General features: G+C 60.4%; 23 protein-coding genes and 1 pseudogene. 14 read left to right on the top strand and 10 right to left on the bottom strand.

Features of this window, described 5'->3' with window-relative positions; translation table 11 throughout:
* The 9 genes and pseudogenes from PseAD21_RS30350 to PseAD21_RS21250 all read left to right on the top strand — a co-directional run.
* A pseudogene (locus PseAD21_RS30350) lies at positions 1-83 on the top strand (hypothetical protein); the annotation flags it as partial.
* Between the two features lie 121 nt (positions 84-204).
* Complete coding sequence (locus tag PseAD21_RS21285; protein ID WP_007967749.1) at positions 205-1,119, top strand: LysR family transcriptional regulator; 915 nt, start codon at positions 205-207, stop codon at positions 1,117-1,119.
* Between the two features lie 100 nt (positions 1,120-1,219).
* Positions 1,220-2,707: a gamma-aminobutyraldehyde dehydrogenase gene (locus PseAD21_RS21280; protein ID WP_102357627.1), complete on the top strand. Its 1,488-nt coding sequence runs from the start codon at positions 1,220-1,222 to the stop codon at positions 2,705-2,707.
* An 83-nt stretch (positions 2,708-2,790) separates the two neighbouring features.
* On the top strand, positions 2,791-3,942 hold the full coding sequence (ydcS, locus tag PseAD21_RS21275; protein WP_102357626.1) for a putative ABC transporter substrate-binding protein YdcS: 1,152 nt from the start codon (positions 2,791-2,793) through the stop codon (positions 3,940-3,942).
* Positions 3,943-4,205: 263 nt separating this feature from the next.
* Positions 4,206-5,243: an ABC transporter ATP-binding protein gene (locus tag PseAD21_RS21270; RefSeq protein ID WP_102357624.1), complete on the top strand. Its 1,038-nt coding sequence runs from the start codon at positions 4,206-4,208 to the stop codon at positions 5,241-5,243.
* 1 nt (position 5,244) lies between these two features.
* Complete coding sequence (locus tag PseAD21_RS21265; protein ID WP_102357623.1) at positions 5,245-6,180, top strand: ABC transporter permease; 936 nt, start codon at positions 5,245-5,247, stop codon at positions 6,178-6,180.
* Complete coding sequence (locus tag PseAD21_RS21260) at positions 6,170-6,994, top strand: ABC transporter permease (RefSeq protein WP_093436751.1); 825 nt, start codon at positions 6,170-6,172, stop codon at positions 6,992-6,994. The genes PseAD21_RS21265 and PseAD21_RS21260 overlap by 11 nt, the downstream gene beginning before the upstream one ends.
* Positions 6,995-7,159: 165 nt before the next feature.
* Complete coding sequence (locus PseAD21_RS21255; protein WP_102357622.1) at positions 7,160-8,584, top strand: gamma-aminobutyraldehyde dehydrogenase; 1,425 nt, start codon at positions 7,160-7,162, stop codon at positions 8,582-8,584.
* A gap of 216 nt (positions 8,585-8,800) precedes the next feature.
* Positions 8,801-10,285, top strand: a complete 1,485-nt coding sequence (locus tag PseAD21_RS21250; protein WP_102357621.1) for an APC family permease — start codon at positions 8,801-8,803, stop codon at positions 10,283-10,285.
* On the opposite strand, the gene PseAD21_RS29670 is transcribed toward PseAD21_RS21250, so the two are convergent.
* Positions 10,282-10,446, bottom strand: coding sequence for a hypothetical protein (locus PseAD21_RS29670; RefSeq protein ID WP_158242603.1), 165 nt, complete (start codon positions 10,444-10,446; stop codon positions 10,282-10,284). The two genes, PseAD21_RS21250 and PseAD21_RS29670, sit on opposite strands and share 4 nt — an antisense overlap.
* Before the next feature lie 437 nt (positions 10,447-10,883).
* On the opposite strand from PseAD21_RS29670, the gene PseAD21_RS21245 reads away from it, so the two are divergent.
* On the top strand, positions 10,884-11,390 hold the full coding sequence (locus tag PseAD21_RS21245; protein WP_102357619.1) for a Bro-N domain-containing protein: 507 nt from the start codon (positions 10,884-10,886) through the stop codon (positions 11,388-11,390).
* 85 nt (positions 11,391-11,475) lie between these two features.
* Positions 11,476-11,682 (top strand): hypothetical protein, encoded by a 207-nt coding sequence (locus tag PseAD21_RS21240; protein WP_102357618.1) that lies wholly within the window; start codon positions 11,476-11,478, stop codon positions 11,680-11,682.
* Here PseAD21_RS21240 and PseAD21_RS21235 read toward each other — a convergent pair.
* Positions 11,679-11,864 (bottom strand): hypothetical protein, encoded by a 186-nt coding sequence (locus PseAD21_RS21235; RefSeq protein ID WP_102357616.1) that lies wholly within the window; start codon positions 11,862-11,864, stop codon positions 11,679-11,681. The genes PseAD21_RS21240 and PseAD21_RS21235 overlap by 4 nt on opposite strands.
* A gap of 403 nt (positions 11,865-12,267) precedes the next feature.
* Here PseAD21_RS21235 and PseAD21_RS21230 point away from each other — a divergent pair, with 403 nt between their 5' ends.
* Entirely contained in the window at positions 12,268-13,896 is a 1,629-nt protein-coding gene (locus tag PseAD21_RS21230; protein ID WP_102357615.1) for a glucan biosynthesis protein D, read from the top strand.
* Between the two features lie 204 nt (positions 13,897-14,100).
* Here PseAD21_RS21230 and PseAD21_RS21225 read toward each other — a convergent pair whose 3' ends face one another.
* The 3 genes from PseAD21_RS21225 to PseAD21_RS21215 form a co-directional block, all read right to left on the bottom strand.
* Positions 14,101-15,207, bottom strand: coding sequence for an NADH:flavin oxidoreductase/NADH oxidase (locus PseAD21_RS21225; protein ID WP_102357613.1), 1,107 nt, complete (start codon positions 15,205-15,207; stop codon positions 14,101-14,103).
* Positions 15,208-15,472: 265 nt separating this feature from the next.
* Complete coding sequence (gene recJ, locus PseAD21_RS21220) at positions 15,473-17,182, bottom strand: single-stranded-DNA-specific exonuclease RecJ (protein WP_102357612.1); 1,710 nt, start codon at positions 17,180-17,182, stop codon at positions 15,473-15,475.
* Positions 17,183-17,236: 54 nt separating this feature from the next.
* Complete coding sequence (locus PseAD21_RS21215; protein WP_007908961.1) at positions 17,237-17,779, bottom strand: YaeQ family protein; 543 nt, start codon at positions 17,777-17,779, stop codon at positions 17,237-17,239.
* Positions 17,780-17,925: 146 nt separating this feature from the next.
* Here PseAD21_RS21215 and PseAD21_RS21210 point away from each other — a divergent pair, with 146 nt between their 5' ends.
* Both PseAD21_RS21210 and PseAD21_RS21205 read left to right on the top strand, forming a co-directional pair.
* On the top strand, positions 17,926-19,125 hold the full coding sequence (locus tag PseAD21_RS21210; RefSeq protein WP_102357610.1) for a CaiB/BaiF CoA-transferase family protein: 1,200 nt from the start codon (positions 17,926-17,928) through the stop codon (positions 19,123-19,125).
* The gene (locus PseAD21_RS21205) at positions 19,079-20,032 is read left to right on the top strand and encodes a TIGR02285 family protein (RefSeq protein WP_102357608.1); all 954 of its coding nucleotides are present in this window, start codon (positions 19,079-19,081) and stop codon (positions 20,030-20,032) included. The genes PseAD21_RS21210 and PseAD21_RS21205 overlap by 47 nt, the downstream gene beginning before the upstream one ends.
* A 176-nt stretch (positions 20,033-20,208) precedes the next feature.
* Here the strand turns inward: PseAD21_RS21205 and PseAD21_RS21200 are convergent, their stop codons facing one another.
* The 5 genes from PseAD21_RS21200 to PseAD21_RS21180 all read right to left on the bottom strand — a co-directional run bounded on the left by PseAD21_RS21200 (position 20,209) and on the right by PseAD21_RS21180 (position 25,452).
* A complete protein-coding gene (locus PseAD21_RS21200; RefSeq protein WP_102357607.1) occupies positions 20,209-20,490 on the bottom strand; it encodes a DUF3509 domain-containing protein in 282 nt (93 codons plus the stop codon).
* Positions 20,491-20,653: 163 nt separating this feature from the next.
* The gene (locus tag PseAD21_RS21195) at positions 20,654-21,061 is read right to left on the bottom strand and encodes a response regulator (protein WP_102357605.1); all 408 of its coding nucleotides are present in this window, start codon (positions 21,059-21,061) and stop codon (positions 20,654-20,656) included.
* A 117-nt stretch (positions 21,062-21,178) separates the two neighbouring features.
* Positions 21,179-22,552, bottom strand: coding sequence for a transporter substrate-binding domain-containing protein (locus PseAD21_RS21190; RefSeq protein WP_102357604.1), 1,374 nt, complete (start codon positions 22,550-22,552; stop codon positions 21,179-21,181).
* Between the two features lie 119 nt (positions 22,553-22,671).
* The gene (gene thrC, locus PseAD21_RS21185; RefSeq protein WP_102357602.1) at positions 22,672-24,081 is read right to left on the bottom strand and encodes a threonine synthase; all 1,410 of its coding nucleotides are present in this window, start codon (positions 24,079-24,081) and stop codon (positions 22,672-22,674) included.
* 66 nt (positions 24,082-24,147) lie between these two features.
* A complete protein-coding gene (locus PseAD21_RS21180; RefSeq protein ID WP_102357600.1) occupies positions 24,148-25,452 on the bottom strand; it encodes a homoserine dehydrogenase in 1,305 nt (434 codons plus the stop codon).
* Positions 25,453-25,529 lie beyond the last annotated feature (77 nt).

Below are 25,529 nucleotides of genomic sequence, written 5' to 3'. Positions count from 1 at the left end.
AACCGCGCATCCTCGGCAGCCAGAGCGCCGTGGTCACCGGCCCCAAAGGCGAAGAGATTCACTGCGACCAGTACGGCCGCGTCTGGTGGCGAGTGTGCTTCCAGATGTTGCTCACTGTTCTGCCCAGACACTGACGGCAGCCCTTCGTGAAAATAGATATACACTCAGGCCAATCGATAAAAACAGCCCACCGGGTACCCTCTCATGATGACCCTGCGTCAGATCCGTCACTTCATCGCGGTGGCCGAGACCGGCTCGATTTCCGCCGCCGCACAAACCGCGTTCATTTCCCAATCGACCCTGACTCTGGCGATCCAGCAACTGGAAGAGGAAATCGGCGTCAGCCTGTTCAGCCGCCACGCCAAGGGCATGACCCTGACCCACCAAGGGCATCAATTCCTGCGTCAGGCGCACTTGATTCTGGCCACCGTGGATAACGCCAAGCGCAGCCTGCAACAAAGCACTGATCAGGTAGCCGGGCAGTTGATCGTCGGGGTGACCAGTCTGGTGGCCGGTTATTACCTCGCCGATCTGCTCACCCGATTCCAGCGCGCCTACCCCAACGTGGAAATCCGGGTGATGGAAGACGAACGGCCCTACATCGAGCATCTGTTGGTCAGCGGCGAGATCGATGTCGGCGTGTTGATCCTCTCCAACCTCGAAGACCGTCACGCCTTGCAGACCGAAGTGCTGACCCACTCGCCGCACCGCTTGTGGCTGCCGGCCCAGCATCCGCTGCTGGAACACGACAGCATCAACCTCGCCGATGTCGCTCGCGAACCGCTGATTCAATTGAACGTCGACGAGATGGATCGCAACGCCCAACGCCTGTGGCGCGGCGCCGGGCTGCAACCGAAGATCACTTTGCGCACGGCCTCGACCGAAGCGGTACGTAGCCTGGTCGCGGCGGGGCTGGGCGTGTCGATCCAGCCGGACATGACTTATCGCCCGTGGTCACTGGAGGGCGACATCATCGAAGCGCGGCCAATCGCCGACCTCAACCAGACCCTCGACGTCGGCCTGGCCTGGCGCCGTGGCACTGCGCGGCCCGCTCTGGTCGATCCATTCCTGACCGTGGCCCGCGAGCAGCCTCACGGCGGACGCAAGCCATCTATTTAATCGAATGCCACCTTCAGTATTTAGAATTTGTCGACCCCGGAGCCGCGCACTAGTCTTGCTGCATCTATAAGACGGTCGGCTCCCAGGCACGGGAGCAACAATGACCACACAAGAAAAGAGATCACGGAAAATGGCTGGCGTGCAGACCCCGATGTGTACCGCGTTGCTGATCGACGGCGAACTGGTCGCCGGGCAAGGTTTTGTCGAACCGATCCTCAACCCGGCCACCGGTGAAATCCTCACGCACATCGCCGAGGCCAGCACCGAGCAGGTCGAAACCGCGATCCTCGCCGCCCACCGCGCCTTTGCCGACTGGTCGCGCACCACGCCGCAACAACGCTCCAATCTGCTGCTGGAGATCGCCAATGCTGTCGAAAAACACGCCGACCATCTTGCCCGCCTCGAAGCGCTGAATTGCGGCAAGCCGCTGCACCTCGCGCGGCAGGACGATCTGACCGCCACCGTTGACGTGTTCCGCTTCTTTGCCGGTGCCGTACGCTGCCAGACCGGCCAGCTCAGCGGCGAATACCTGCCGGGTTACACCAGCATGGTGCGTCGTGACCCAATTGGCGTGGTGGCCTCGATTGCGCCGTGGAACTACCCAATCATGATGGCCGCGTGGAAAATCGCCCCGGCCCTCGCCGCCGGCAACACCCTGGTGTTCAAGCCTTCGGAACACACGCCGCTGTCGATCCTCGCACTGGCGCCAGCGCTCGCCGAGATCCTGCCACGCGGGGTGATCAACATCATTTGCGGTGGCGGTGAAGGCGTCGGCAGCCATCTGGTCGGCCACGCAAAAGTGCGCATGGTTTCGCTGACCGGCGATATCGTCACCGGGCAGAAAATCCTTCAAGCCGCGGCGAAAACCCTCAAACGCACACACCTGGAACTCGGCGGCAAAGCCCCGGTAATCGTCTGCAACGATGCCGACATCCAAGTGGTGGTCGACGGTGTGCGCACCTACGGTTACTACAACGCCGGACAGGACTGCACCGCTGCGTGCCGGATCTACGCGCAAGCAGGCATTCACGACAAACTGGTCGCCGAGCTCGGCGCAGCGGTCAGCAGCCTGCGCTTCGCCGGCAAGCGCGACGCCGACAACGAGATCGGCCCGCTGATCAGCACCCGCCAACGCGACCGCGTCGCCAGTTTCGTCGAGCGCGCCCTCGGCCAGCCGCACATCGAGCGGGTGACAGGCGCGGCGGTGCATTCCGGCGCCGGGTTCTTCTACCAGCCGACGTTGCTGGCCGGTTGCAAACAGACTGATGAGATCGTCCAGCGCGAAGTATTCGGCCCGGTGGTTACCGTGACCCGTTTCGACGAACTCGCGCAAGCCGTGGACTGGGCCAACGACTCCGAATACGGCCTGGCCTCCTCGGTGTGGACGCAGAATCTGGACAAGGCAATGCAGGTCGCCGCGCGCTTGCAGTACGGCTGCACCTGGATCAACAGCCATTTCATGCTGGTCAGCGAAATGCCTCACGGTGGCCTGAAACGTTCGGGTTACGGCAAAGACTTATCCAGTGATTCGCTGCAGGACTACAGCGTGGTGCGGCACATCATGGCCCGCCACGGCCAGCATCTCTGACTACGCTAATAACAAGCCGCCAACGGCATGCTTCACCGCGTTCACAACTGCCCCGACCATAATTTAAAGAAGAGGGTTCAACCATGTTCGTGCACAAGACCGCACTGTTCAGTGCAATCACCACGGCCCTGCTGGCCAGCGCCAGCCTGCAAGCAGCCGAGCCGCTGAAGGCTGTCGGCGCCGGCGAAGGTCAGCTGGATATCGTGGCCTGGCCGGGTTACATCGAACGTGGCGAGAGCGACAAGGCTTACGACTGGGTGACCGGTTTCGAGCAGGAAACCGGCTGCAAGGTCAACGTGAAGACAGCCGCCACCTCGGACGAAATGGTCAGCCTGATGGCCAAGGGCGGTTACGACCTGGTCACCGCTTCGGGCGATGCGTCGTTGCGGTTGATCGTCGGCAAGCGCGTGCAACCGATCAACACCGCGTTGATCCCGAACTGGAACACCCTCGACCCGCGCCTGAAAGACGCGCCGTGGTACGTGGTCAACAAGCAGACCTACGGCACCCCGTACCAGTGGGGCCCGAACGTGTTGATGTACAACACCAACGTGTTCAAGACGCCGCCGACCAGCTGGAACGTGCTGTTCGACGCGCAGAACTTCCCCGACGGCAAGCCGAACAAGGGCCGCGTGCAGGCCTATGACGGGCCGATCTACATCGCCGATGCGGCGCTGTACCTGAAGACTGCCAAGCCTGAACTGGGGATCAAGGATCCGTATCAACTGACTGAAGCCCAGTACAACGCCGTGCTTGATCTGTTGCGCGCGCAGCAGCCGCTGATCCACCGCTACTGGCACGACACCACGGTACAGATGAGCGACTTCAAGAACGAAGGCGTGGTCGCCTCCAGCGCCTGGCCGTATCAGGTCAACGGTTTGATCAACGAGAAGCAGCCGATTGCCTCGACCATTCCGAAAGAAGGCGCCACTGGCTGGGCCGACACCACCATGCTGCACGCCGAGGCCAAGCACCCGAACTGCGCCTACAAGTGGATGGACTGGTCGCTGAAACCGAAAGTCCAGGGCGATGTGGCGGCGTGGTTTGGTTCGTTGCCAGCAGTGCCGGCAGCGTGCAAGGCGAGCGAACTGCTCGGCGCCGAGGGCTGCAAGACCAACGGTTTCGACCAGTTCGACAAGATCGCCTTCTGGAAAACCCCGCAGGCTGAAGGCGGCAAGTTCGTGCCGTACAGCCGCTGGACCCAGGATTACATCGCGATCATGGGCGGCCGTTAAGCCCGGGAGCAACTCGGTCGAGCTCCCTTTCCCCCTCGCCCCCCTGGGGGAGAGGGAGCTAAAAGCGGATCGCATTCACCGTTAGATGCCGATCGTTCCCACGCTCCGTGTGGGAATGCATCACCGGACGCTCCGCGTCCATTTGCACGAGGTGACGCAGAGCGTCACAGGCTGCATTCCCACGCAGAGCGTGGGAACGATCATTCGAAAGAAGTCCAGGCAGGGCCGCTGCGACGGCCCGCGCCTTTTTGGAGCACCGCACCATGACGCTTGCAGTCCAGTTCACCAACGTTTCCCGGCAGTTCGGCGAGGTGAAGGCCGTTGACCGGGTTTCCATCGATATCCAGGACGGCGAGTTCTTTTCCATGCTCGGCCCTTCCGGCTCGGGCAAAACCACCTGCCTGCGTCTGATTGCCGGTTTCGAACAACCGAGCGCCGGCTCGATCCGAATTCACGGCGCCGAAGCGGCCGGTTTGCCGCCGTATCAACGTGACGTCAACACGGTGTTTCAGGACTACGCGCTATTCCCGCACATGAACGTCCTCGACAACGTCGCCTACGGTTTGAAGGTCAAGGGCATCGGCAAAACCGAGCGTCACAAGCGTGCCGAAGAGGCGTTGGACATGGTCGCCCTCGGCGGCTACGGCGCCCGCAAACCGGTGCAGTTGTCCGGCGGTCAGCGCCAGCGTGTCGCCCTCGCCCGTGCGCTGGTCAATCGCCCACGGGTGCTGCTGCTCGACGAGCCGCTCGGCGCCCTCGACCTGAAACTGCGCGAGCAAATGCAAAGCGAACTGAAGAAGCTGCAACGCCAGCTCGGCATCACCTTCATCTTCGTCACCCACGATCAGACCGAAGCGCTGTCGATGTCGGATCGCGTGGCGGTGTTCAACAAGGGCCGTATCGAACAGGTCGACACCCCGCGCAATCTGTACATGAAACCGACCACCACGTTCGTCGCTGAATTCGTCGGCACCTCGAACGTAATTCGCGGCGATCTGGCCCGCCAAATCAGCGGTCACCCGCAGCCATTTTCGATCCGCCCGGAACACGTGCGTTTCGCCGAAGGCCCGCTGGCCAGCCACGAAATCGAAGTCAGCGGCCTGCTCCACGACATTCAATATCAGGGCAGCGCCACGCGCTATGAATTGAAGCTGGAAAACGGCCAGACCCTGAGCATCAGCCACGCCAACAGTCAGTGGATCGACAGCAGCGCACAGCACCAGACCGGCCAGCGTCTGAGCGCGCGTTGGGCACGGGAAGCGATGATCCCGCTGCACGACACTGTGGCGAGCGGGGTGTGACATGAACACGCTCGCGATGACGCCTTCGCCGCCCTTGCGCCGGTTTTCCAACCTGCTCTATCGCAAGCCGAACCTTTATCTATCGATGCTGCTGGTGCCGCCACTGCTGTGGTTCGGCGCGATCTATCTCGGCTCGCTGCTGGTGCTGTTGTGGCAGGGCTTCTACACCTTTGACGACTTCACCATGGCGGTCACCCCGGACCTGACCCTGGCGAATTTTGCCGCGCTGTTTCAGCCGTCGAACTTCGACATCATCCTGCGCACGCTGAGCATGGCCATCGTCGTGTCGCTCGCCAGCGCCATCGTCGCCTTCCCGATCGCCTACTACATGGCGCGCTACACCACCGGCAAAACCAAGGCGTTTTTCTACATCGCAGTGATGATGCCGATGTGGGCCAGTTACATCGTCAAGGCGTATGCGTGGACGTTGCTGTTGGCCAAGGGCGGCGTGGCGCAATGGTTTGTGCAGCATCTGGGGCTGGAGCCGGTGCTGCAGTTCATTCTGGGGATTCCCGGCGTGGGTGGCAGCACCTTGTCGACCTCGCACTTGGGGCGCTTCATGGTGTTTGTCTACATCTGGCTGCCGTTCATGATCCTGCCGATTCAGGCGTCGCTGGAACGTCTGCCGCCATCGCTGTTGCAGGCCTCTGCCGACCTCGGCGCCAAGCCGCGCCAGACCTTCATGCAGGTGATTCTGCCGCTGTCGATTCCCGGGATTGCGGCAGGGTCGATTTTCACTTTTTCGCTGACCCTGGGCGACTTCATCGTGCCGCAACTGGTCGGGCCGCCGGGCTACTTCGTCGGCAGCATGGTTTATGCGCAGCAAGGGGCGATTGGCAACATGCCGATGGCGGCGGCGTTCACGCTGGTGCCGATTGTGCTGATCGCGGTTTACCTGTCCATCGTCAAACGTCTGGGGGCTTTCGATGCGCTCTGACTCTTCATCACAAGGGCAGGCCTCACTGGGCTTAAAAATCGCAGCCTGGGGCGGGTTGGTATTTTTGCACTTCCCGATCCTGATCATCTTCCTTTACGCCTTCAACACTGAAGAAGCCGCGTTCAGCTTTCCGCCGAAGGGCTTCACGTTGCACTGGTTCAGCGTGGCGTTTTCGCGGCCGGATGTGCTGGAGGCGATCAAGCTGTCACTGCAGATCGCAGCCATCGCTACATTGATTGCGATGGTGCTCGGCACGCTGGCTTCGGCAGCGCTGTACCGCCGGGATTTCTTCGGTAAACAGGGCATTTCGCTGATGCTGATCTTGCCGATTGCGTTGCCGGGGATCATCACCGGGATCGCCCTGCTGGCGACGTTCAAGACGCTGGGGATCGAGCCGGGGATGTTCACCATCATCGTCGGCCACGCGACCTTCTGCGTGGTGATCGTCTACAACAACGTCATCGCCCGCCTGCGCCGCACTTCGCACAGTTTGATCGAGGCCTCGATGGACCTCGGCGCCGATGGCTGGCAGACCTTCCGCTACATCATCTTGCCGAACCTCGGCTCGGCGTTGCTGGCCGGCGGCATGTTGGCGTTTGCGCTGTCGTTCGACGAAATCATCGTCACCACGTTTACCGCCGGCCACGAACGCACGTTGCCGCTGTGGCTGCTAAACCAGCTCAGCCGCCCACGGGATGTGCCGGTGACTAACGTCGTCGCCATGCTGGTGATGATGGTGACGATGCTGCCGATCCTTGGCGCGTATTACCTGACGCGCGGCGGCGAGAGCGTCGCCGGCAGTGGCGGTAAATAGATTACGGGAGGAACCGGATCGAAATGTGGGAGCGGGCTTGTTCGCGAAGAGGCCATGACATTCGACGTTGATGTCGGCTGACCCACCGCTTTCGCGAGCAAGCCCGCTCCCACAGTTTCAATCCGGTTTCGGCAGAACAATAAAAGTGTTAGTGAGGACAAAACCATGCAAACCAGACTCTTGATCAACGGCCACCTGGTCAACGGCGAAGGCCCCGCCCAACCGGTGCTCAACCCTTCGCTCGGTGAAGTGTTGGTGGAAATCAACGAAGCCAGCGAAGCCCAGGTCGATGCCGCCGTGCGTGCCGCCGACAATGCTTTTGCCGAGTGGTCGCAAACCACACCGAAAGACCGCTCGCTGCTGCTGCTCAAACTCGCCGACGCCATCGAAGCTCATGGCGAGGAACTGGCGAAACTCGAATCCGCCAACTGCGGCAAACCCTACAGCGCCGCGTTGAATGACGAGATCCCGGCGATTGCCGACGTGTTCCGTTTCTTCGCCGGCGCCAGCCGTTGCATGAGCGGTTCGGCCGCTGGCGAATACCTGCCCGGCCACACCTCGATGATCCGTCGCGACCCGGTGGGCGTGATCGCCTCCATCGCGCCGTGGAACTACCCACTGATGATGGTCGCCTGGAAAATCGCCCCGGCGCTGGCTGCCGGTAATACCGTGGTGCTCAAGCCGTCGGAACAAACCCCGCTGACCGCGTTGCGTCTGGCCGAACTGGCGTCGGAAATTTTCCCGGCAGGTGTGCTCAATCTGGTGTTCGGTCGGGGTCTTACCGTTGGCAGCCCATTGGTGACCCACCCGAAAGTGCGCATGGTTTCACTGACCGGCTCGATTGCCACCGGTTCGAACATCATTTCCAGCACTGCCGACAGCGTCAAACGCATGCACATGGAACTGGGCGGCAAGGCGCCGGTGATCATCTTCGATGACGCCGATATCGACGCGGCGGTTGAAGGCATTCGCACCTTTGGTTTCTACAACGCCGGCCAGGACTGCACCGCTGCCTGCCGGATCTATGCGCAGCAAGGCATCTACGACACGTTCGTCGAGAAGCTCGGCGCGGCGGTCAGCAGCATCAAGTACGGCTTGCAGGATGATCCGTCCACCGAGTTGGGGCCACTGATCACCGCGCAGCATCGCGACCGTGTTGCCGGGTTTGTCGAGCGCGCCGTGGCGCAGCCGCATATTCGTTTGATCACCGGTGGCAAGGCTGTTGACGGTAACGGCTTCTTCTTTGAACCGACCGTGCTGGCCGATGCCCAGCAGGACGACGAGATCGTTCGTCGCGAAGTGTTTGGGCCGGTGGTTTCGGTGACCAGGTTCACCGATGAAGCGCAGGCGCTGGAATGGGCCAACGATTCGGACTACGGCCTCGCGTCCTCTGTGTGGACGGCAGATGTAGGACGCGCGCATCGCATGTCGGCACGTCTGCAGTACGGCTGCACATGGGTGAATACGCACTTCATGCTTGTCAGCGAAATGCCCCATGGCGGTCAGAAATTGTCCGGTTACGGGAAGGACATGTCCATGTATGGGCTGGAGGACTACACCACGGTTCGGCATGTGATGTTCAAGCATTAAAAAGCATCGCGAGCAGGCTCACTCCTACAAGGGATCGCATTTCAACCTGTAGGAGTGAGCCTGCTCGCGATGGCGTCAACTCCGGCTTCAAGGCAGAAACCGGCATTACGCACCACCAGGATCCCAAAACAATAACCACCGAACCGGGCGGCGCCCGCAAAGCCCCGCCACGGCCTCGGCCATCCGAAATCTGCCGATTTCACGGAGCAAACACACATGAGTTCCTCACCCGATCTCGCCGCAGCCGTTGCCGACAGCGATGCCGAACAACTGCGCAAACTGGGCTACACCTCCAACTTCAACCGCAGCATGAGCCTGTGGGAAAACTTCGCCCTCGGCTTCACTTATCTGTCACCGGTCGTAGGGGTTTATACCCTGTTCGGCCTGTGCCTGGCTGCCGGCGGGCCACCGATGTTCTGGGCGTACTTGCTGGTCGGTTGCGGCCAATTGCTGGTGTGCCTGATCTTCGGTGAAGTGGTCTCGCAGTTTCCGATTTCCGGCGGCGTTTATCCGTGGGCGCGGCGTCTGGTGGGCAAGAAATGGGCGTGGATGGTCGGCTGGATCTACTCCATCGCCCTGTGCGTGACCATCGCTGCTGTCGCAGTGGGCGCCGGCCCGTATCTGGCCGCCATGATGGGCTTTGAGCCGAGCAACAACACCAACATCGTCATCGCCCTGGTGCTGACGCTGTTCGCCACGCTGGTCAATCTGAGCGGCACCAAAGTGCTGGCGCGCATTGCCATGTTCGGTTTTCTCTGCGAGTTGGTCGGCGCGGTGATCGTCGGTGTGTACCTGCTGATCTTCGAACGTCACCAGCCACTGAGCGTGCTGTTCAACACCTTCGACATCAGCGTTGACGGCTCGTACCTGCCGGCCTTCCTCACCGCCTCGCTGGCGGGGATGTTCCTCTACTACGGCTTCGAGGCCTGCGGCGACGTCGCCGAAGAAACCCCGAACCCCAGCGCAAAAATCCCGGTGGCCATGCGCATGACCATCTACATCGGCGGCATCGCGGCAATGTTCGCCTGCCTGGCACTGATCCTCGCCGTGCCGGACATGCAAGCCGTAATCAACGGCACCGACAAAGACCCGGTCACCACCATCCTCAACAACGCCTTCGGCCCGGTCGGTTCGAAAATGGTGATGGGCGTGGTGATGATTTCCTTCATCTCCTGCGTCATCAGCCTGCAGGCCGCAGCGAGCCGTCTGCTGTATTCCTACGCTCGCGACGAAATGGTCATCGGCAGCCGACTGCTGAAAAAGATTTCTCCTACAACCCAAGTGCCGGTTGCTGCGCTGTTCGTCTCCGGCGTCCTGCCTGCGCTGATCATCGCCCTTGGCTTCTTCCTGCAAGACGCGGTGGCGACCATCGTCAGCTTCGCCGCCATCGGCATCTACCTCGCGTTCCAGATGATCGTGCTGGCCGCGCTGTACGCCCGCAGCAAAGGCTGGAAGCCGAGCGGCAAATTCACCCTCGGCGCGTGGGGCTGGCCGGTGAACATCGGCGCGCTGGTGTACGGTGTTGGCGCAATCATCAACATGGCCTGGCCACGCACGCCGGATGCGGCGTGGTATGTGAACTATGCGATGGTGTTGAGCACGGCGATCGTGATTGGCTTGGGGCTGGTTTACATGTGGATTGGCAAGCCGTATGACCATGGCAATGCGCCGGCTGGGGATGCTTGGAAGGTGAGTCGCTAAGAAGAATCACCCCGGAATCGAGATTTGATTCCGGGGTCTCCTCGAAGCACTGCCATCAATTCATCAGTACGCCATTTGATATCGGCTTTACCTCTAACAGCTTCGAAGCGATCCAGATCGATCACCTTTCTCTTTTTACCCTTCGCTTCATCTTTGCTCACAGAATTGCTTCTCCCTTTTCCCGATTGCTAACTCATAAAGGAAAATCTTCGGTGCAGGGATGGTTTAGCAGCGGAAGCTAAAAAAACAGGCATTTCCTACAGACACAGCCTGCCTGAAAAAGCCCAATTTCCTACGATGTGCGGCGAAAGGGTAGACTTGTCGCCGCAAGCGACTGACCGATAGGCTTTATCCCGTCGCTGTTAATTCAGCGATCCGGGGTCGAAGCCGGAAACTGTCAAAACGGTGCTTGCATGCCCTCCATTGAACTGCGGCTTTTTCACAACTTCAGTTCTGCTTTATGGCGGGCCGTGTGGCGCGGGCCTTCCGGCTTTACCGTTTCGACAGGAAGTAACCCGACTTCGAACGCCACTCGGCTCGCCACCCAATTTTTCGAAGAATTGGTGGCGACTTTCCAACTCGAAACGGAAGTCACTACATGTCTACGCAAATCCAGAATCCACCGTCAACGCACTTCACCCCCACCATCTTCACTCGCCACAACCGCTTCCTCCACGCCTTCATGCAAGACCACGAAGCCTGGTTCTGCGTTCAGGATCTCGGTCGCTTGATGGGCTATCCGCTGAACGAACGCCTCACCCTGAAACTCGATCCCGACCAGCGTCGCCAAGTCCTTCTGCGTCGGGACGGCGAAATCATCGATTGCGCGATGGTCAGCGAATCTGGCCTGTTCGCGCTGCTCGTCCATCACGTCGTCCCGGAAAACCGCTACCTGCGCCAATGGCTGAGTCATGAAGTCATCCCGATGCTGCGCGAAACTTATTCAAGCCCAATGGAAAACCACCCGAGCCTGAGTTCGATGCATTGGGCAGGCGTCACCGTGCCGTTGCTGCACTGGCAACAGCAGGCGTGGGTCAAATGGCGGGATGTGCCGGAGTTGATGCACGGCCAGCGGCCGTATCCGGTTCAGGGGACTTGTCGCTAAACCCCAGTGAACAAAAAACCTGTGGCGAGGAAGCTAGCTCCCTCGCCACAGGTTTAGCGTGTCCCCTCTAGCGAGTTGAATTCAGATGAGTAGAACTGTTCTCAAATTTCCTCAGATTGAGGAAGTCATTCCCTGTGATGAAAGCTTTGCGATCTATTACCTGAAACTAAACGACGATACCGAGCTTCAGAAAGCCATTCACGTCGGCATCGCCGATGCCGACGCAGGCAAGTTGATTGATCTGGCTACCGTAAAAGCCAAATGGCTTTCACGGTGCCCACCCCAGCGTTAAAACCGCGAAACACTCCGCATCGCATCCACCAGATACCGCATCGCAATCCGGTCACTCTCAGAAAGCTCCCGATAACGCTCCACCAGTTTCAGTTCGTCGGAGCTGAGCCGGCGCCTTCTACGGCCGCTGCCCAGGCACGGAAAGATGCCCAGCATGTCGGTAATGCCTTGGATTTTTGCCATGGACGATGTCCTTCTCTAATACTGCAAAGAATTGCTTAAACACCACATCGCCCTGCCCCTTACAGCAGCGCCGTGTGCCCTACCGGTCAGATGGGTCGCACCGGTCATGCCCATAGAATAGAAATTAAATCGGCGCTGAAAAGCAGTTTTTAGAGTAATTAGTCGAGAAAAGCAGATATGCCATGTAAATCAGAAGGCCCTGTCAGACTTTTAACCGACATGTCTTGTTTCATTGACACACTGGCGCAGTGAATCAACGAATTTTGCAATGCGAGCGAACGGTTTAAGCTAGCCGGCATCTGTTTATAGTCCGTTGCGTTTGGCCGAAGGCTTGTCCGAACCGTTATTTCTGATCCAGCACGTGCCAGGAAAGGCGCGGGATTGCACACGACAGGTTGTATTTATGCACCGCAGGAATTTGCTCAAAGCGTCCATGGCCATTGCGGCTTACACCGGTCTTTCGGCCACTGGCCTGCTGGCCACCCGCGCGTGGGCGGCCAATGGTGGCGCCGCCGATGGCGAGGCGCAGGCGTTTGACTTCGAAGCGCTGAAGCGCCAGGCCAAGCAACTGGCTGGCTCAGCCTATCAGGATACTAAACAGGTGCTGCCGCCGACGCTGGCGACCATGACCCCGCAAAACTTCAACGCGATCCGCTACGACGGCGAGCATTCGCTGTGGAAGGAAAATAAGGGCCAACTGGACGTGCAGTTTTTCCACGTCGGCATGGGCTTCCGTCAGCCGGTGCGCATGTACAGCGTCGATCCCAAGACCCGCACTGCGCGCGAGGTGCATTTCCGCCCGGCGTTGTTCAACTATGAAAACACCTCGGTCGACACTCAACAGTTGAAAGGCGACCTGGGTTTTGCAGGCTTCAAGCTGTTCAAAGCCCCGGAACTGGATCGCCATGACGTAGTGTCTTTCCTCGGTGCCAGTTATTTCCGTGCAGTGGATGCGACTGGCCAATATGGCCTCTCCGCGCGCGGTCTGGCGATCGACACTTACGCCAGGAAACGCGAAGAATTCCCTGACTTCACCAAGTTCTGGTTCGAGACACCGGACAAGAACGCCACGCGTTTTGTGGTCTACGCCCTGCTCGACTCGCCGAGCGCGACTGGCGCCTACCGTTTCGACATCGACTGCCAGGCCGAGCGCGTGGTGATGGAAGTCGACGCACACATCAACGCGCGCACCGCCATCGAGCAACTGGGCATCTCGCCGATGACCAGCATGTTCAGCTGCGGCACCCACGAACGTCGCATGTGCGACACCATTCACCCGCAAATCCACGATTCCGATCGCCTGGCGATGTGGCGTGGCAACGGCGAGTGGATCTGCCGTCCGCTGAACAACCCGGCGACCCTGCAGTTCAACGCGTTCGCCGACACCGATCCGAAGGGCTTCGGTCTGGTGCAGACCGACCACGAGTTTGCCAACTATCAGGACACCGTCGACTGGTACAGCAAGCGCCCGAGCCTGTGGGTCGAACCGACCACCGCGTGGGGCGAGGGCTCCATCGATCTGCTGGAAATTCCAACCACCGGCGAGACCCTCGACAACATCGTCGCGTTCTGGACGCCGAAAAAACCAGTGGCCGCCGGCGACTCGCTGAACTACGGCTACAAGCTCTACTGGAGTGCCCTGCCGCCGGTCGGCACGCCGCTGGCGCGGGTGCACGCGACTCGTTCGGGCATGGGTGGATTCGTCGAAGGCTGGGCACCGGGCGAACATTACCCGCCGGTCTGGGCCCGTCGCTTCGCCGTGGACTTCACCGGTGGCGGTCTGGATCGCCTGCCGCAGGGCACCGGGATTGAACCGGTGGTGACGTGCTCGAACGGCAAGGTGCAGGATTTCAGCGTGCTGGTGCTGGATGACATCAAGGGTTACCGGATCCTGTTCGACTGGTATCCGACCAATGACAGCGTCGAGCCGGTGGAGCTGCGGTTGTTCATCCGCACCAATGACCGCACGCTGAGCGAGACCTGGTTGTACCAGTACTTCCCGCCGGCGCCGGACAAGCGCAAATACCCTTGAGGGTTATGTAGCGCCTGATTGAGCCTCATTGCGAGCAGGCTCACTCCTACAGTTGATCGGCGTCGAACACTGTTTTTGTGTACGACACATAACCCTGGAGTGAGCCTGCTCGCGATAGCGTCCGCCCAGGCAGCGCAACGACAACCAGATAAAACAAAGCCCCGGCCATCACTGACCGGGGCTTTTTGCTTTACCGCAACCGATTCAATCGCGCAAATCAGACTCATGAATCGGCTGATCCCGATGAGTCGCGCGCTGATACTGCGCCGGCCACACCGCTTTGCGCCCGCCCAGATCATCGTCGGCGTGCAGCGGCCAGTACGGGTCGCGTAGCAGTTCACGGGCGAGGAAGATGATGTCGGCCTGGCAGGTGCGCAGAATGTGCTCGGCCTGCGCCGGCTCGGTAATCATGCCGACGGTGCCGGTGGCGATGCCTGATTCCTTGCGCACCCGTTCGGCGAAGCGCGTCTGATAACCCGGCCCCACAGGAATCTCGGCGTTGGCGGCGGTACCACCGGACGAGACGTCGATCAGATCCACCCCCAACGCCTTCAGGCGGCGCGCCAGCTCCACGGTTTCATCCGGGTTCCAGCCGTCTTCCACCCAGTCGGTGGCCGAAACCCGGACAAACACCGGCAACTCTTGAGGCCAGACCTCGCGCACGGCCTCGGTGACTTGCAAGACCAGCCGAATACGGTTTTCGAACGAACCACCGTATTGATCGCGGCGCTGATTGCTCAATGGCGACAGAAACTGATGCAGCAGATAACCGTGGGCGGCATGCACTTCGACCACGCTGAAACCTGCGGTCAACGCACGTTTGGCCGCAGCAACGAACGCCTGGATGACTTCGGCGATCTGAGCTTCATCGAGCTGCTTGGGTTGCGTGTGTTGCGGGTCGAAAGCAATCGGCGACGGCCCGACCGGGGTCCAGCCACCATCGCCCAACTTGACGCTGCCATGTTTGCCGAGCCAAGGCCGATGGGTGCTGGCCTTGCGCCCGGCGTGGGCCAGTTGAATGCCGGCGACAGCGCCCTGGGCGGTGATGAAACGGGTGATGCGTTGCAGCGGTTCGATCTGTTCGTCATTCCATAAACCGAGGTCTTCGGCGGTGATCCGCCCGTCGGCCGTGACCGCCGTAGCCTCGGTGAAAACCAGGCCGGCGCCGCCCACCGCACGGCTGCCCAGGTGCACCAGATGCCAGTCGTTGGCCAGACCGTCGACGCTGGAGTACTGGCACATCGGCGAGACGGCGATGCGATTGGGCAGGGTCAATTGGCGAAGGGTAAAGGGTTCGAGCAGCAGACTCATGGGGCACCTCTCAAATCAGTGGGCAGGCTCCAGGGTTCTGTTTGAAAAGTCGACGAGTGACAGGAAAAGGCGCAGCACCCGCCCCCGCGGGCAAAACATTCGACAAGACGTCACAAGGCCAATCAAGCAGTGCTTAGAGCCTAGTCGACAACTGGGGATGAGGCAGGGTTCAGAGTAATTCTGTGTGTGAAAGACCGCCTTCGCGAGCAAGCCCCACACAAGGGCAACACCGTACCTGTGGGAGCGGGCTTGCTCGCGAATGGCGTCAACGCGGTTCGATGTGGGCAATCATCAGTTGTACCGTCTCGTTGCCCCGAAACTCGTTGACGTCGAGTTTGTAGGCCAGTTCAACCCATTGAATCGTCGGATTCGGCCAGACATCGCGGTCGATACCGAAGGCAATTCCGTCGAGTTTCACCGAACCGCACTCGCTTTTCAGCACCACTTTCAGGTGCCGCTCGCCGACCACCCGCTGCTCGACCAACTGGAACACGCCATGGAACAGCGGCTCCGGAAAGTGCTGGCCCCAAGGCCCGGCGTGACGCAGGGCGCGGGCCAGTTCGAGGTGGAATTCCTCGACCGCCAAGGTGCCATCCGACAGCATGCGCCCGGTCAGGTCTTCTTCACGAAGCTGGCGACGCACTTCGGCATCAAAAGCCTCGGCGAACAGCGGAAAATTCTCTTGCGCCAAGGTCAGGCCGGCCGCCATGGCGTGACCACCGTATTTGGCAATCAGGTTCGGATGCTGCGCCGCCACCACGCTCAGGGCATCGCGAATGTGGAAACCCTGCACCGAGCGCCCCGAGCCTTTGAGCAGGCCGTCACCGGCATCGGCGAACGCGATGGTCGGGCGGAAATAACGCTCTTTCATCCGTGACGCGAGAATGCCGATGACACCCTGGTGCCACTCGGGATCGAACAGACACAGGCCGAACGGCATCGATTCCACTGGCAAGTCCTTGAGCTGGGCCAACGCTTCGCGCTGCATGCCCTGCTCGATGGATTTGCGATCCTGGTTCATGCCGTCCAGTTGCGCGGCCATTTCCCGCGCCAGATTGGCGTCGGCGGTGAGCAGGCATTCGATCCCCAGGCTCATGTCGTCGAGGCGCCCCGCCGCATTCAGGCGCGGGCCGACGATAAAGCCCAGATCCGTGGAAGTGATACGCGCCGCGTCACGCTTGGCGACTTCGAGAATCGCCTTGATCCCCGGCCGTGCACGCCCGGCGCGGATCCGCTCCAGGCCCTGATGCACCAGGATCCGGTTGTTGGCGTCCAGCGGCACCACGTCAGCGACGCTGCCCAGCGCCACCAGGTCGAGCAGCTCGCCAATGTTCGGTTGCGGTTTGCTCTCGTACCAGCCAAGGCTGCGCAGGCGGGCGCGCAAGGCCATCAGCACGTAGAAAATCACCCCGACCCCGGCCAACGCCTTGCTCGGGAAGTCGCAGCCAGGCTGGTTCGGGTTGACCAGCGCATCGGCCAGCGGCAGCTCATCGCCGGGCAAGTGGTGGTCGGTGATCAACACCTTGAGCCCGGCCTTTTTCGCCGCAGCCACGCCTTCAACGCTGGAGATGCCGTTGTCGACGGTGATCAACAACTGCGGCTCGCGGGTCAGCGCCACCTCGACGATTTCCGGGGTCAGGCCGTAGCCATATTCGAAGCGGTTCGGCACCAGATAGTCGACATGCGCCGCACCGAGCAAACGTAGACCGAGCATACCCACCGTACTGGCCGTCGCGCCGTCCGCATCGAAGTCGCCGACGATCAGAATCCGCTGACGCTGCTCCAGCGCCGTCACCAGCAGATCCACCGCCGCATCGATGCCCTTGAGCTGCTGGAACGGAATCAACCGCGCCAGGCTTTTATCCAGCTCCGCCTCGGACTGCACGCCCCGCGCCGCGTACAAACGGGTCAACAGCGGTGGCAGGTCACCGAGAAACGGCAGAGTGGCAGGCAACGGTCGAGGATCAATACGCATGGGGTAACGGAAACTTCTCTTGAATACGTGGGATTAATCAGTGGCGATGCGGGATCAGCCGCGTTCGCCTTGCAGCCATTGCAACTGGACTTCGTGCTGACCACGGTCGTCGGTCACGAAAATCGTCCCTTCGCTGATCATCACGTCCCACTTGATAACGCGGGGCATGTCCTTGGCCAGGGTCTCCAGCACTTCTTGCGGGACCGCAGCGATGTTGACGTTTTTCAGGTTCTTGATCGCCGGGATCACTTTGGTTTCCCAGACGCGCAGGCTGCCGTAGGCCAGCAGGCTGGTGCGCTCGGTACGGCGCGAGCACCAGGTCAGGCGATCGGCGTCTGGCTGGCCGACTTCGATCCAGTGCAGAACACGGTCATCCAGGCTCTTTTCCCACAGCGCAGGCTCATCCACGTCTGACAGACCACGGCCAAACGACAACTGCTCGTTGTACCAGAGCGCGTAGGCCAGCAGGCGCACGGTCATGCGCTCTTCGGTTTCCGAAGGGTGACGGGCGATGGTCTGCTTGACGCTCTCGTAGACACTGCGGTCGAGGTCGGTGAGGTTCAGTTCAAACTTGTAGGTAGTGGACGGCTGGGCCATGAACGGGCTTCTTGATACGAGGAAAGTCGGCAAGTCTAACCGAAGCGGTAGGCAATCATCGAATTGATGGTGATCAACCTGCGGCGCCTGACAGCCGGCTATGTTAAAACGCTGTATCCGCTCAGCCTTGTCCTACAGGATTCAGTATGCCGTTCGCCAACAAACCGCTCAGCGGTGTGAAAGTCATTGAATTGGGTACGTTGATTGCCGGGCCGTTTGCGTCGCGCATTTGCGGCGAGTTCGGCGCTGAAGTGATCAAGATCGAATCGCCCGACGGCGGCGATCCGCTGCGCAAGTGGCGCAAATTGTATGAAGGCACCTCGCTGTGGTGGTTCGTTCAGGCGCGCAACAAAAAGTCGCTGACGCTGAACCTCAAGCACCCCGATGGTCTGGCGATCCTGAAAAAGCTGCTCGGCGAAGCCGACATCCTGATCGAGAACTTTCGTCCCGGCGTGCTGGAAAAACTCGGGCTGAGCTGGGAAACCCTGCACGCGCTGAACCCGAAACTGGTGATGGTGCGCCTCTCGGGTTTCGGCCAGACCGGGCCGATGAAGGATCAACCGGGCTTCGGCGCGGTTGGCGAGTCCATGGGCGGCTTGCGCTACATCACCGGTTTCGAAGACCGGCCACCGGTACGTACCGGGATTTCCATCGGCGACTCGATAGCAGCGCTTTGGGGTGTGATCGGTGCGCTGATGGCCTTGCGTCATCGCGAGGTGAATGGCGGTCTCGGCCAGGTCGTCGATGTGGCGCTGTACGAGGCGATTTTCGCCATGATGGAAAGCATGGTGCCGGAGTTCGACGTGTTCGGTTTCATCCGCGAGCGCACCGGCAATATCATGCCGGGGATCACGCCGTCATCGATCCACACCAGCGCCGACGGCAAGCATGTGCAGATTGGCGCCAATGGCGACGCGATTTTCAAGCGCTTCATGCTGATCATCGGCCGCGAGGATCTGGCCAACGACCCGGCGCTGGCGAGCAACGACGGGCGCGATACCCGCCGTGACGAGTTGTATGGGGTGATCGACCGCTGGGTCAATTCGCTGCCGCTGCAAAGCGTGCTCGACCTGCTCAATCAGGCTCAGGTGCCGGCCAGCCGGATCTTCAGCGCCGAGGACATGTTCAGCGATCCGCAGTACCTGGCGCGGGAGATGTTCCTGCAGGCCAAACTGCCGGACGGCAAGCCTTTCAAGATGCCGGGCATTGTGCCGAAACTCTCTGATACACCGGGTACTTCCGAATGGGTCGGGCCGCAACTCGGTGAACACAATGCGCAGGTACTCCACGATCTTGGCTATGACGAACAGCAGATCGCCCGCTTGCGCGCAGACGGAGCCATTTAAGCTGAAACATCGGCAGACATCGGACGCCAACCGCGCCCACCACTGGTGGACGTGGCGGCTGTTCGGCTTGTTGTTTCTGCTGGCCCTGCCGGCCTGGGCCCAGGCCAAACCCACGCTGGTCTGGTTAATGCGCGATCTGCCGCCCCTGACCATCTTCGAAGGCCCGAAAAAGGGTCTGGGCGTGATCGATCAACTGTTGCCGATGCTGATCGCCGGCATGCCGCAATACGAACACACGCTGATGCGAGTCAACCGCGCCCGGGGCATGCAGATGATGCATGACACCTCGTTCACCTGCGACCCGTCACTGATCTGGAGCAAAGAGCGCACACAATGGATCGTTTTTTCCATTCCGGCGTTCCGCGCCGTCAGCAATGGACTGGTGGTGCGTCAGAAAGATCGCGCAGTGCTGGAGCCCTACGTGGTCGACGGCGAGGTCGATCTGGCGGCCTTTTTGGCCAACGCCGAGCAAAAGGTCGGGGTCGTGGCCGAGCGCAGTTACGGTGAGTTTGTCGATGGTCTGCTGCAACAGGCACCCGACGGTGCGCTGACGCCGCATTACGGCAACGATGCACTCAGCAGCCTGCTGTCGATGCAGCGCCTGGGCCGTCTTCAGGTGGTTTTGGGGTATTGGCCAGAGATTCGCTACCAGGCCCACCAGGCGCAAATTGCCGAAGATGAATTGGTGTTCTTTCCGATTCAAGGCACGGGCAAATACCTGTCGGGATACATCGGGTGCTCCGATACGCCTCAAGGTAGACAGGCCATCAGCGAGATCAACCAACTGCTGCGCACCCTGCCCCACGAGCACCTGAACGAGCTCTACGCCAACTGGCTGGACCCGGCCAGGCGCAACGATTATCTCGAACAGGCGCGGACATTCTTCGAACAACAGACCGCGCAGTAAAGAACTGCGGGCAAAAAGAAACCCCGAGAAGTGGGGAGACGACTCGGGGTTAAACGCGGTCTACATAAAGACCCGTAGCAGCAAGCGACAAGCACCGGAGCACAATGCTTGATCCTGCTGTTATGGGGTCTGACTGACGGGGATGTAGGAAGGTTCCCACAAAAAATATTTCATCTTTACAGGGCCGCGCGCTTATCCAGCGCCGCATTGCGCAAGGCCGCGATCACACAGGGTTCCAGTCGCCCTTCGGCGATCAGGACGTCGCGGTGCAAACCGTCGACCACATCTGTCAGCAGACGTTTGTCGGTCAACTGCGCTTGATTGAATTCGCGCTCCACCACGATGGCACCGTTGCCGTTTCTCAAGGTCACCAGGCATTCGCCATGGGAGCCACGAGGAGTCAACGTCACCTGATACGGGCTCAGAGCCTCACCGAGCAATAGACTGATACTTTCCATCTCGATCTCCACTCAACAGTCCGAAAACATTGCGCCTGGGGCGTGTCCACAATAAATGACCACCGGCCCGAGAAGAAAGTTCTGAATACCGGGCTCCTCCCTGAGCAGTGACCGGTCTGTCAGAGCATGCACGCTGAAGATGACAGAAAAACATCGGTGCTGTTCAGGCGATGACCGGCGCACGCATCGTAGCCAGATAGGCGTCCAGCAGACCTCTCATCAGTACTGCCGAGACCGGTGTATGCAGGCGTCCCAGCAACATCGGCGCATGTCCCAGCAGCAGATGCTCAAGATCGGTCAGCAGGCCTGCCGCCACCGGTCCCAGCAGAATCAGCCCGCGCGCCTGACGCTGAGCCCTAAGGTGGCGAATCAGTGCCATGCCGTCGCCACCTTTGAGCTGCGGATCGCAGATCGCAATATCCACGGCGCCGCGATGGCCCAGGGAAACCAGCGCCGAGGACAGCGTCGGCGCGGTGAGCACATCGTAGATGCCGATGGCGTTGAGCATCTGATGCAACGCCATCAGCTGGAACGGATTGGGTTCAAGAATCAGGACTTTTAGCGAGCGCATCGGCGACCTCGGAAACTGCAGTGGCGGACTCTTGCCGCAGGGTCCGTTCACTCTAGGGGAGCCGTCCTCAGCCTCCCATCGGAAAAGGCGCCGCGTCCTATAGGAAACTTCCCATCTTCAGTGCAGACATTGGCAGCCGTTTTCCGTGCGGCGCTGGCTGATGTCGGTCCAGCCACCGAGCAGACCGCGCAATTGGCCATCGGCGCTGTAAAACGGCACGGTCCACTGATAGATCGCCTTGGAGCCGCTCTTGAACGCCAGCTGACGATTGCTGAAACGGACCTTGCGCGTATGCATCTGCACCATGAACTCATCGTGCAGCATCCGTGCTGTAGCTTCGGGCAGTGCATCGACTTCGAACAGCATCCTTCCCTTCACCTGCTCGAGTCGGACCGAGAGTGCCTCTTCATAGCTTCGATTGCACATTACCAGGCGACCTTGCAGGTCGCGGACGAAGACCGGATCGGGCATCGCATCGATCAACGCGTGCTGAAAGGCCAATTGGTCACCCAAGTGCTTTTCCGCTTCGCGGCGTTGTCGGATGACCGCCGCCAGCCGCCGATTCCAGACCAGTGACAACAACCCGAAGCCCCCCAGCCCAGCCATGCCCCAGCAGCCCCAATCGACGAACTCGTCCCACAGCGAAAGCCGTGCCGGCGGAGAGACACCGTCCAGCCACTTCACCCGGATGGCGCGCAACTCTGTGGCGGGAAAGGCGCCCAGCGCCTTGTTGAGGATACTCGCCAGTTCGGGCAACCCCTTGCGCACGGCCAGGTGATCGGCCTCCCAGCGCCCTTCCACCAGCCCGCCGACCTTGAGCAACCCTGAAGGGTACAACTGCGCACCGATTTCATTTTCGATGGTGGCGTAGGCCTCACCGCTTTCGACCAGCGCCCGCGCTTCGGCATACGTCTTGACCGAAAGAATCTCGATTGACGGATATTCGCGCCGCACAACCTCCTCCAGCGCATGCCGAGCGGGCAATACCAGCACCCGCTTCACCAGTTGTTCCAGCGACTGGATGGCCGGCTCGTCCTTGTGACCGACGAACACCCAGCCTGCACCGCCAAAGGCGTGACTGAAGTTCAGGAAAGTTTTGCGCTCATCGTTCATGGCCAGGGTGGTACTCAGATCCGCTGTCCCGGTTTGCAGGTGCTCCAGCATCTGATCAGTGGAAAACGATTCCACGTGAACAAACTGCAAACCGGTCATCGCACTGATGCGCTTGAGCACATCGTTGTTCAAGCCAGCCCAGTGCCCGTGTTCGTCCAGAAACAGGTACAAGGGGTATTGCACTGAAGCGACGGTCACGCTGGGGTTGTCTCGTATCCAGCGTCGCTCCCGCTCGTCCAGCTCAATGAGTTCGATCTTCTGCGCCTGCCCCCCTTCGTGCAGCACCATTTGTGCTGCCATCCCCCCGCGGACGAATCCACTCAGGCACAACAACAGTAGCCAGCCCAGGGCCGGTTTAATTGCTCGTTCATACAGCATTGCCACTTCCTTCGTGATCGACTCACCCGTCCTTCATGGGCGAAAACCCGAGCAGTGTGGCAGCAGAAACAAAAAAGCCCGTCAGGAGACGGGCTTCAAAATGTGACAGCTTTTTCGGTTTACAACGGCTTGCCGCGGTTGCCATGCTGGCTGACAAAGGCCTGTACGGCTTTCAGCTCGTTTGGCAAAACGGTGCAACGCTCGTTTCGCTCAAACAAATCAGAAAGATGTGCAGGCAGTTCGAGAGCTTTTCCTACACCGGCTTTCTCCACGGCATCCGGGAATTTCACCGGATGCGCAGTGCCCAGAATCACCATCGGGATGTCCAGGCTGCGACGGCATTCGCGTGCGGCTTTCACGCCGATAGCGGTGTGCGGGTCCAGCACTTCGCCGCACTGCTCGTAGACTTCGGCAATGGTTTCGCAGGTTTGCGCATCGTCAACGGCCAGCGAGTCGAACAGCTTGCGGGCTTCGGTCCAACGCTCTTGCTCGACGCTGAAACCGCCGCCCTGCTTGAACGAGTCCATCAACCCGGCGATCGCCGCACCGTTGCGACCGTGCAGGTCGAACAACAGGCGTTCGAAGTTCGACGAGACCATGATGTCCATCGACGGCGACAGCGTGGCGTGCAGGGTTTCCTTGACGTACTGGTTGCCGCTCATGAAGCGGTGCAGGATGTCGTTGCGGTTGGTGGCGACGATCAACTGATTGATCGGCAGGCCCATGTTGCGCGCCAGGTAACCGGCGAAGATGTCGCCGAAGTTGCCGGTCGGCACCGAGAACGATACCGAACGCGCCGGGCCGCCCAATTGCAGGGCTGCGTGGAAGTAGTAGACGATCTGGGCCATGATCCGCGCCCAGTTGATCGAGTTCACCGCCACCAGACGCGTGCCTTTGAGGAAGCTCTGGTCGGCGAAGCTGTTCTTGACCATTTCCTGGCAGTCATCGAAGTTGCCTTCGATGGCGATGTTGTGGATGTTCTCGCCGAGAATGGTGGTCATCTGCCGACGCTGCACTTCGGACACACGGTTGTGCGGGTGCAGGATGAAGATGTCGACGTTTTCGCAATGCTTGCAGCCTTCGATGGCAGCCGAACCGGTGTCGCCGGAGGTGGCGCCGACGATCACCACGCGCTCGCCGCGCTTTTCCAGCACGTAGTCGAGCAGACGACCGAGCAGTTGCAGGGCGAAGTCCTTGAACGCCAGAGTCGGGCCGTGGAATAGCTCCATGACCCATTCGTTGCCGTTGAGCTGACGCAGCGGGGCAACGGCGCTGTGCGAGAACACACCGTAGGTTTCTTCGAGAATCTTTTTGAAATCGGCGTCAGGAATGCTGCCGGTGACAAACGGGCGCATCACCCGGAAAGCCAGTTCGTGATACGGCAGGCCGGCCCACGAAGCGATTTCTTCCTGGGTGAAACGTGGCAGGTTTTCCGGGACGTACAGACCGCCGTCGGTGGCGAGACCGGCCAGCAGGACGTCTTCGAAATTCAGGGCCGGTGCCTGGCCGCGGGTGCTGATGTAACGCATGACTGACTCCAATGCAGAGTGTTCGCAATGCCGGGCCCGCGCACGGGCCCGGTCAATGATGGCGACTTAGTTCAGGTGCTCGACGCGGATCCGCACAACCGGACCGTTGACGCCGGCCAATGCTTCCAGGGCGGCAATCGCATCGTTCATGTGCTGTTCCAGCACGCGATGGGTCAGCAGGATCATCGGCACCAGACCGTCGTGCTCTTCGACTTCCTTCTGCATGATCGACTCGATGTTGATGCCGCGTTCCGAGAGGATGCTCGCCACCTGAGCCAACACACCCGGATGGTCCTTGGCCTGAATGCGCAGGTAGTAGGCGCTTTCGCAGGCTTCGATCGGCAGGATCGGATGCGCCGACAGCGAGTCCGGCTGGAAGGCCAGGTGCGGTACGCGGTTTTCCGGATCGGAGGTCATCGCGCGAACCACATCGACCAGATCGGCGATCACCGACGAAGCGGTTGGCTCCATGCCAGCGCCAGCGCCGTAGAACAGCGTCGAACCCGCCGCGTCACCATTGACCATCACTGCGTTCATCACGCCGTTGACGTTGGCGATCAGGCGATCGGCCGGGATCAGCGTCGGATGTACGCGCAGCTCGATACCGGCAGCGGTGCTGCGAGCCACACCGAGGTGCTTGATGCGGTAGCCCAGCGCTTCGGCATAGTTCACGTCAGCGGTGGTCAGCTTGGTGATGCCTTCGGTGTAGGCCTTGTCGAATTGCAGCGGAATGCCGAACGCGATCGAAGCCAGAATCGTCAGCTTGTGCGCGGCGTCGATGCCTTCGACGTCGAAGGTCGGATCGGCTTCGGCGTAGCCCAGCGCTTGCGCTTCGGCCAGCACGTCCTCGAAGGTACGACCCTTCTCGCGCATTTCGGTGAGAATGAAGTTACCGGTGCCGTTGATGATCCCGGCGACCCAGTTGATGCGGTTGGCGGACAGGCCTTCACGGATCGCCTTGATCACCGGAATGCCACCGGCCACAGCCGCTTCGAACGCCACGATCACGCCTTTCTCGCGTGCCTTGGCGAAAATCTCATTACCGTGAACGGCGATCAGTGCCTTGTTCGCGGTGACCACATGCTTGCCATTCTCGATGGCCTTGAGTACCAGCTCGCGGGCAACGGTGTAGCCGCCCATCAGCTCTATGACGATGTCGATCTCAGGGTTCGTGGCCACTTCGAAGACATCGTTGGTAATCGCAATACCGGTCGTCTGGAACTGAGGCTTTGGCGTGCGCATGGCAATTTGTGCCACTTCGATCCCACGCCCGGCACGACGAGCAATTTCCTCGGCGTTGCGCTGAAGTACGTTGAAGGTACCGCCACCGACGGTCCCTAACCCACAGATGCCTACTTTGACCGGATTCACTGTGAACTCCCCATGAAACGGCCGACGCAAGGTCGGCCGGAAAACAACCGCGTACTCGCGGCTCTCTATTAATGGCC

The sequence above is a fragment of the Pseudomonas sp. AD21 genome (genome assembly GCF_002878485.1).
In the GTDB taxonomy this organism is placed as follows: Bacteria; Pseudomonadota; Gammaproteobacteria; order Pseudomonadales; family Pseudomonadaceae; genus Aquipseudomonas.
This window is presented reverse-complemented; position numbering and strand designations above follow the sequence as displayed.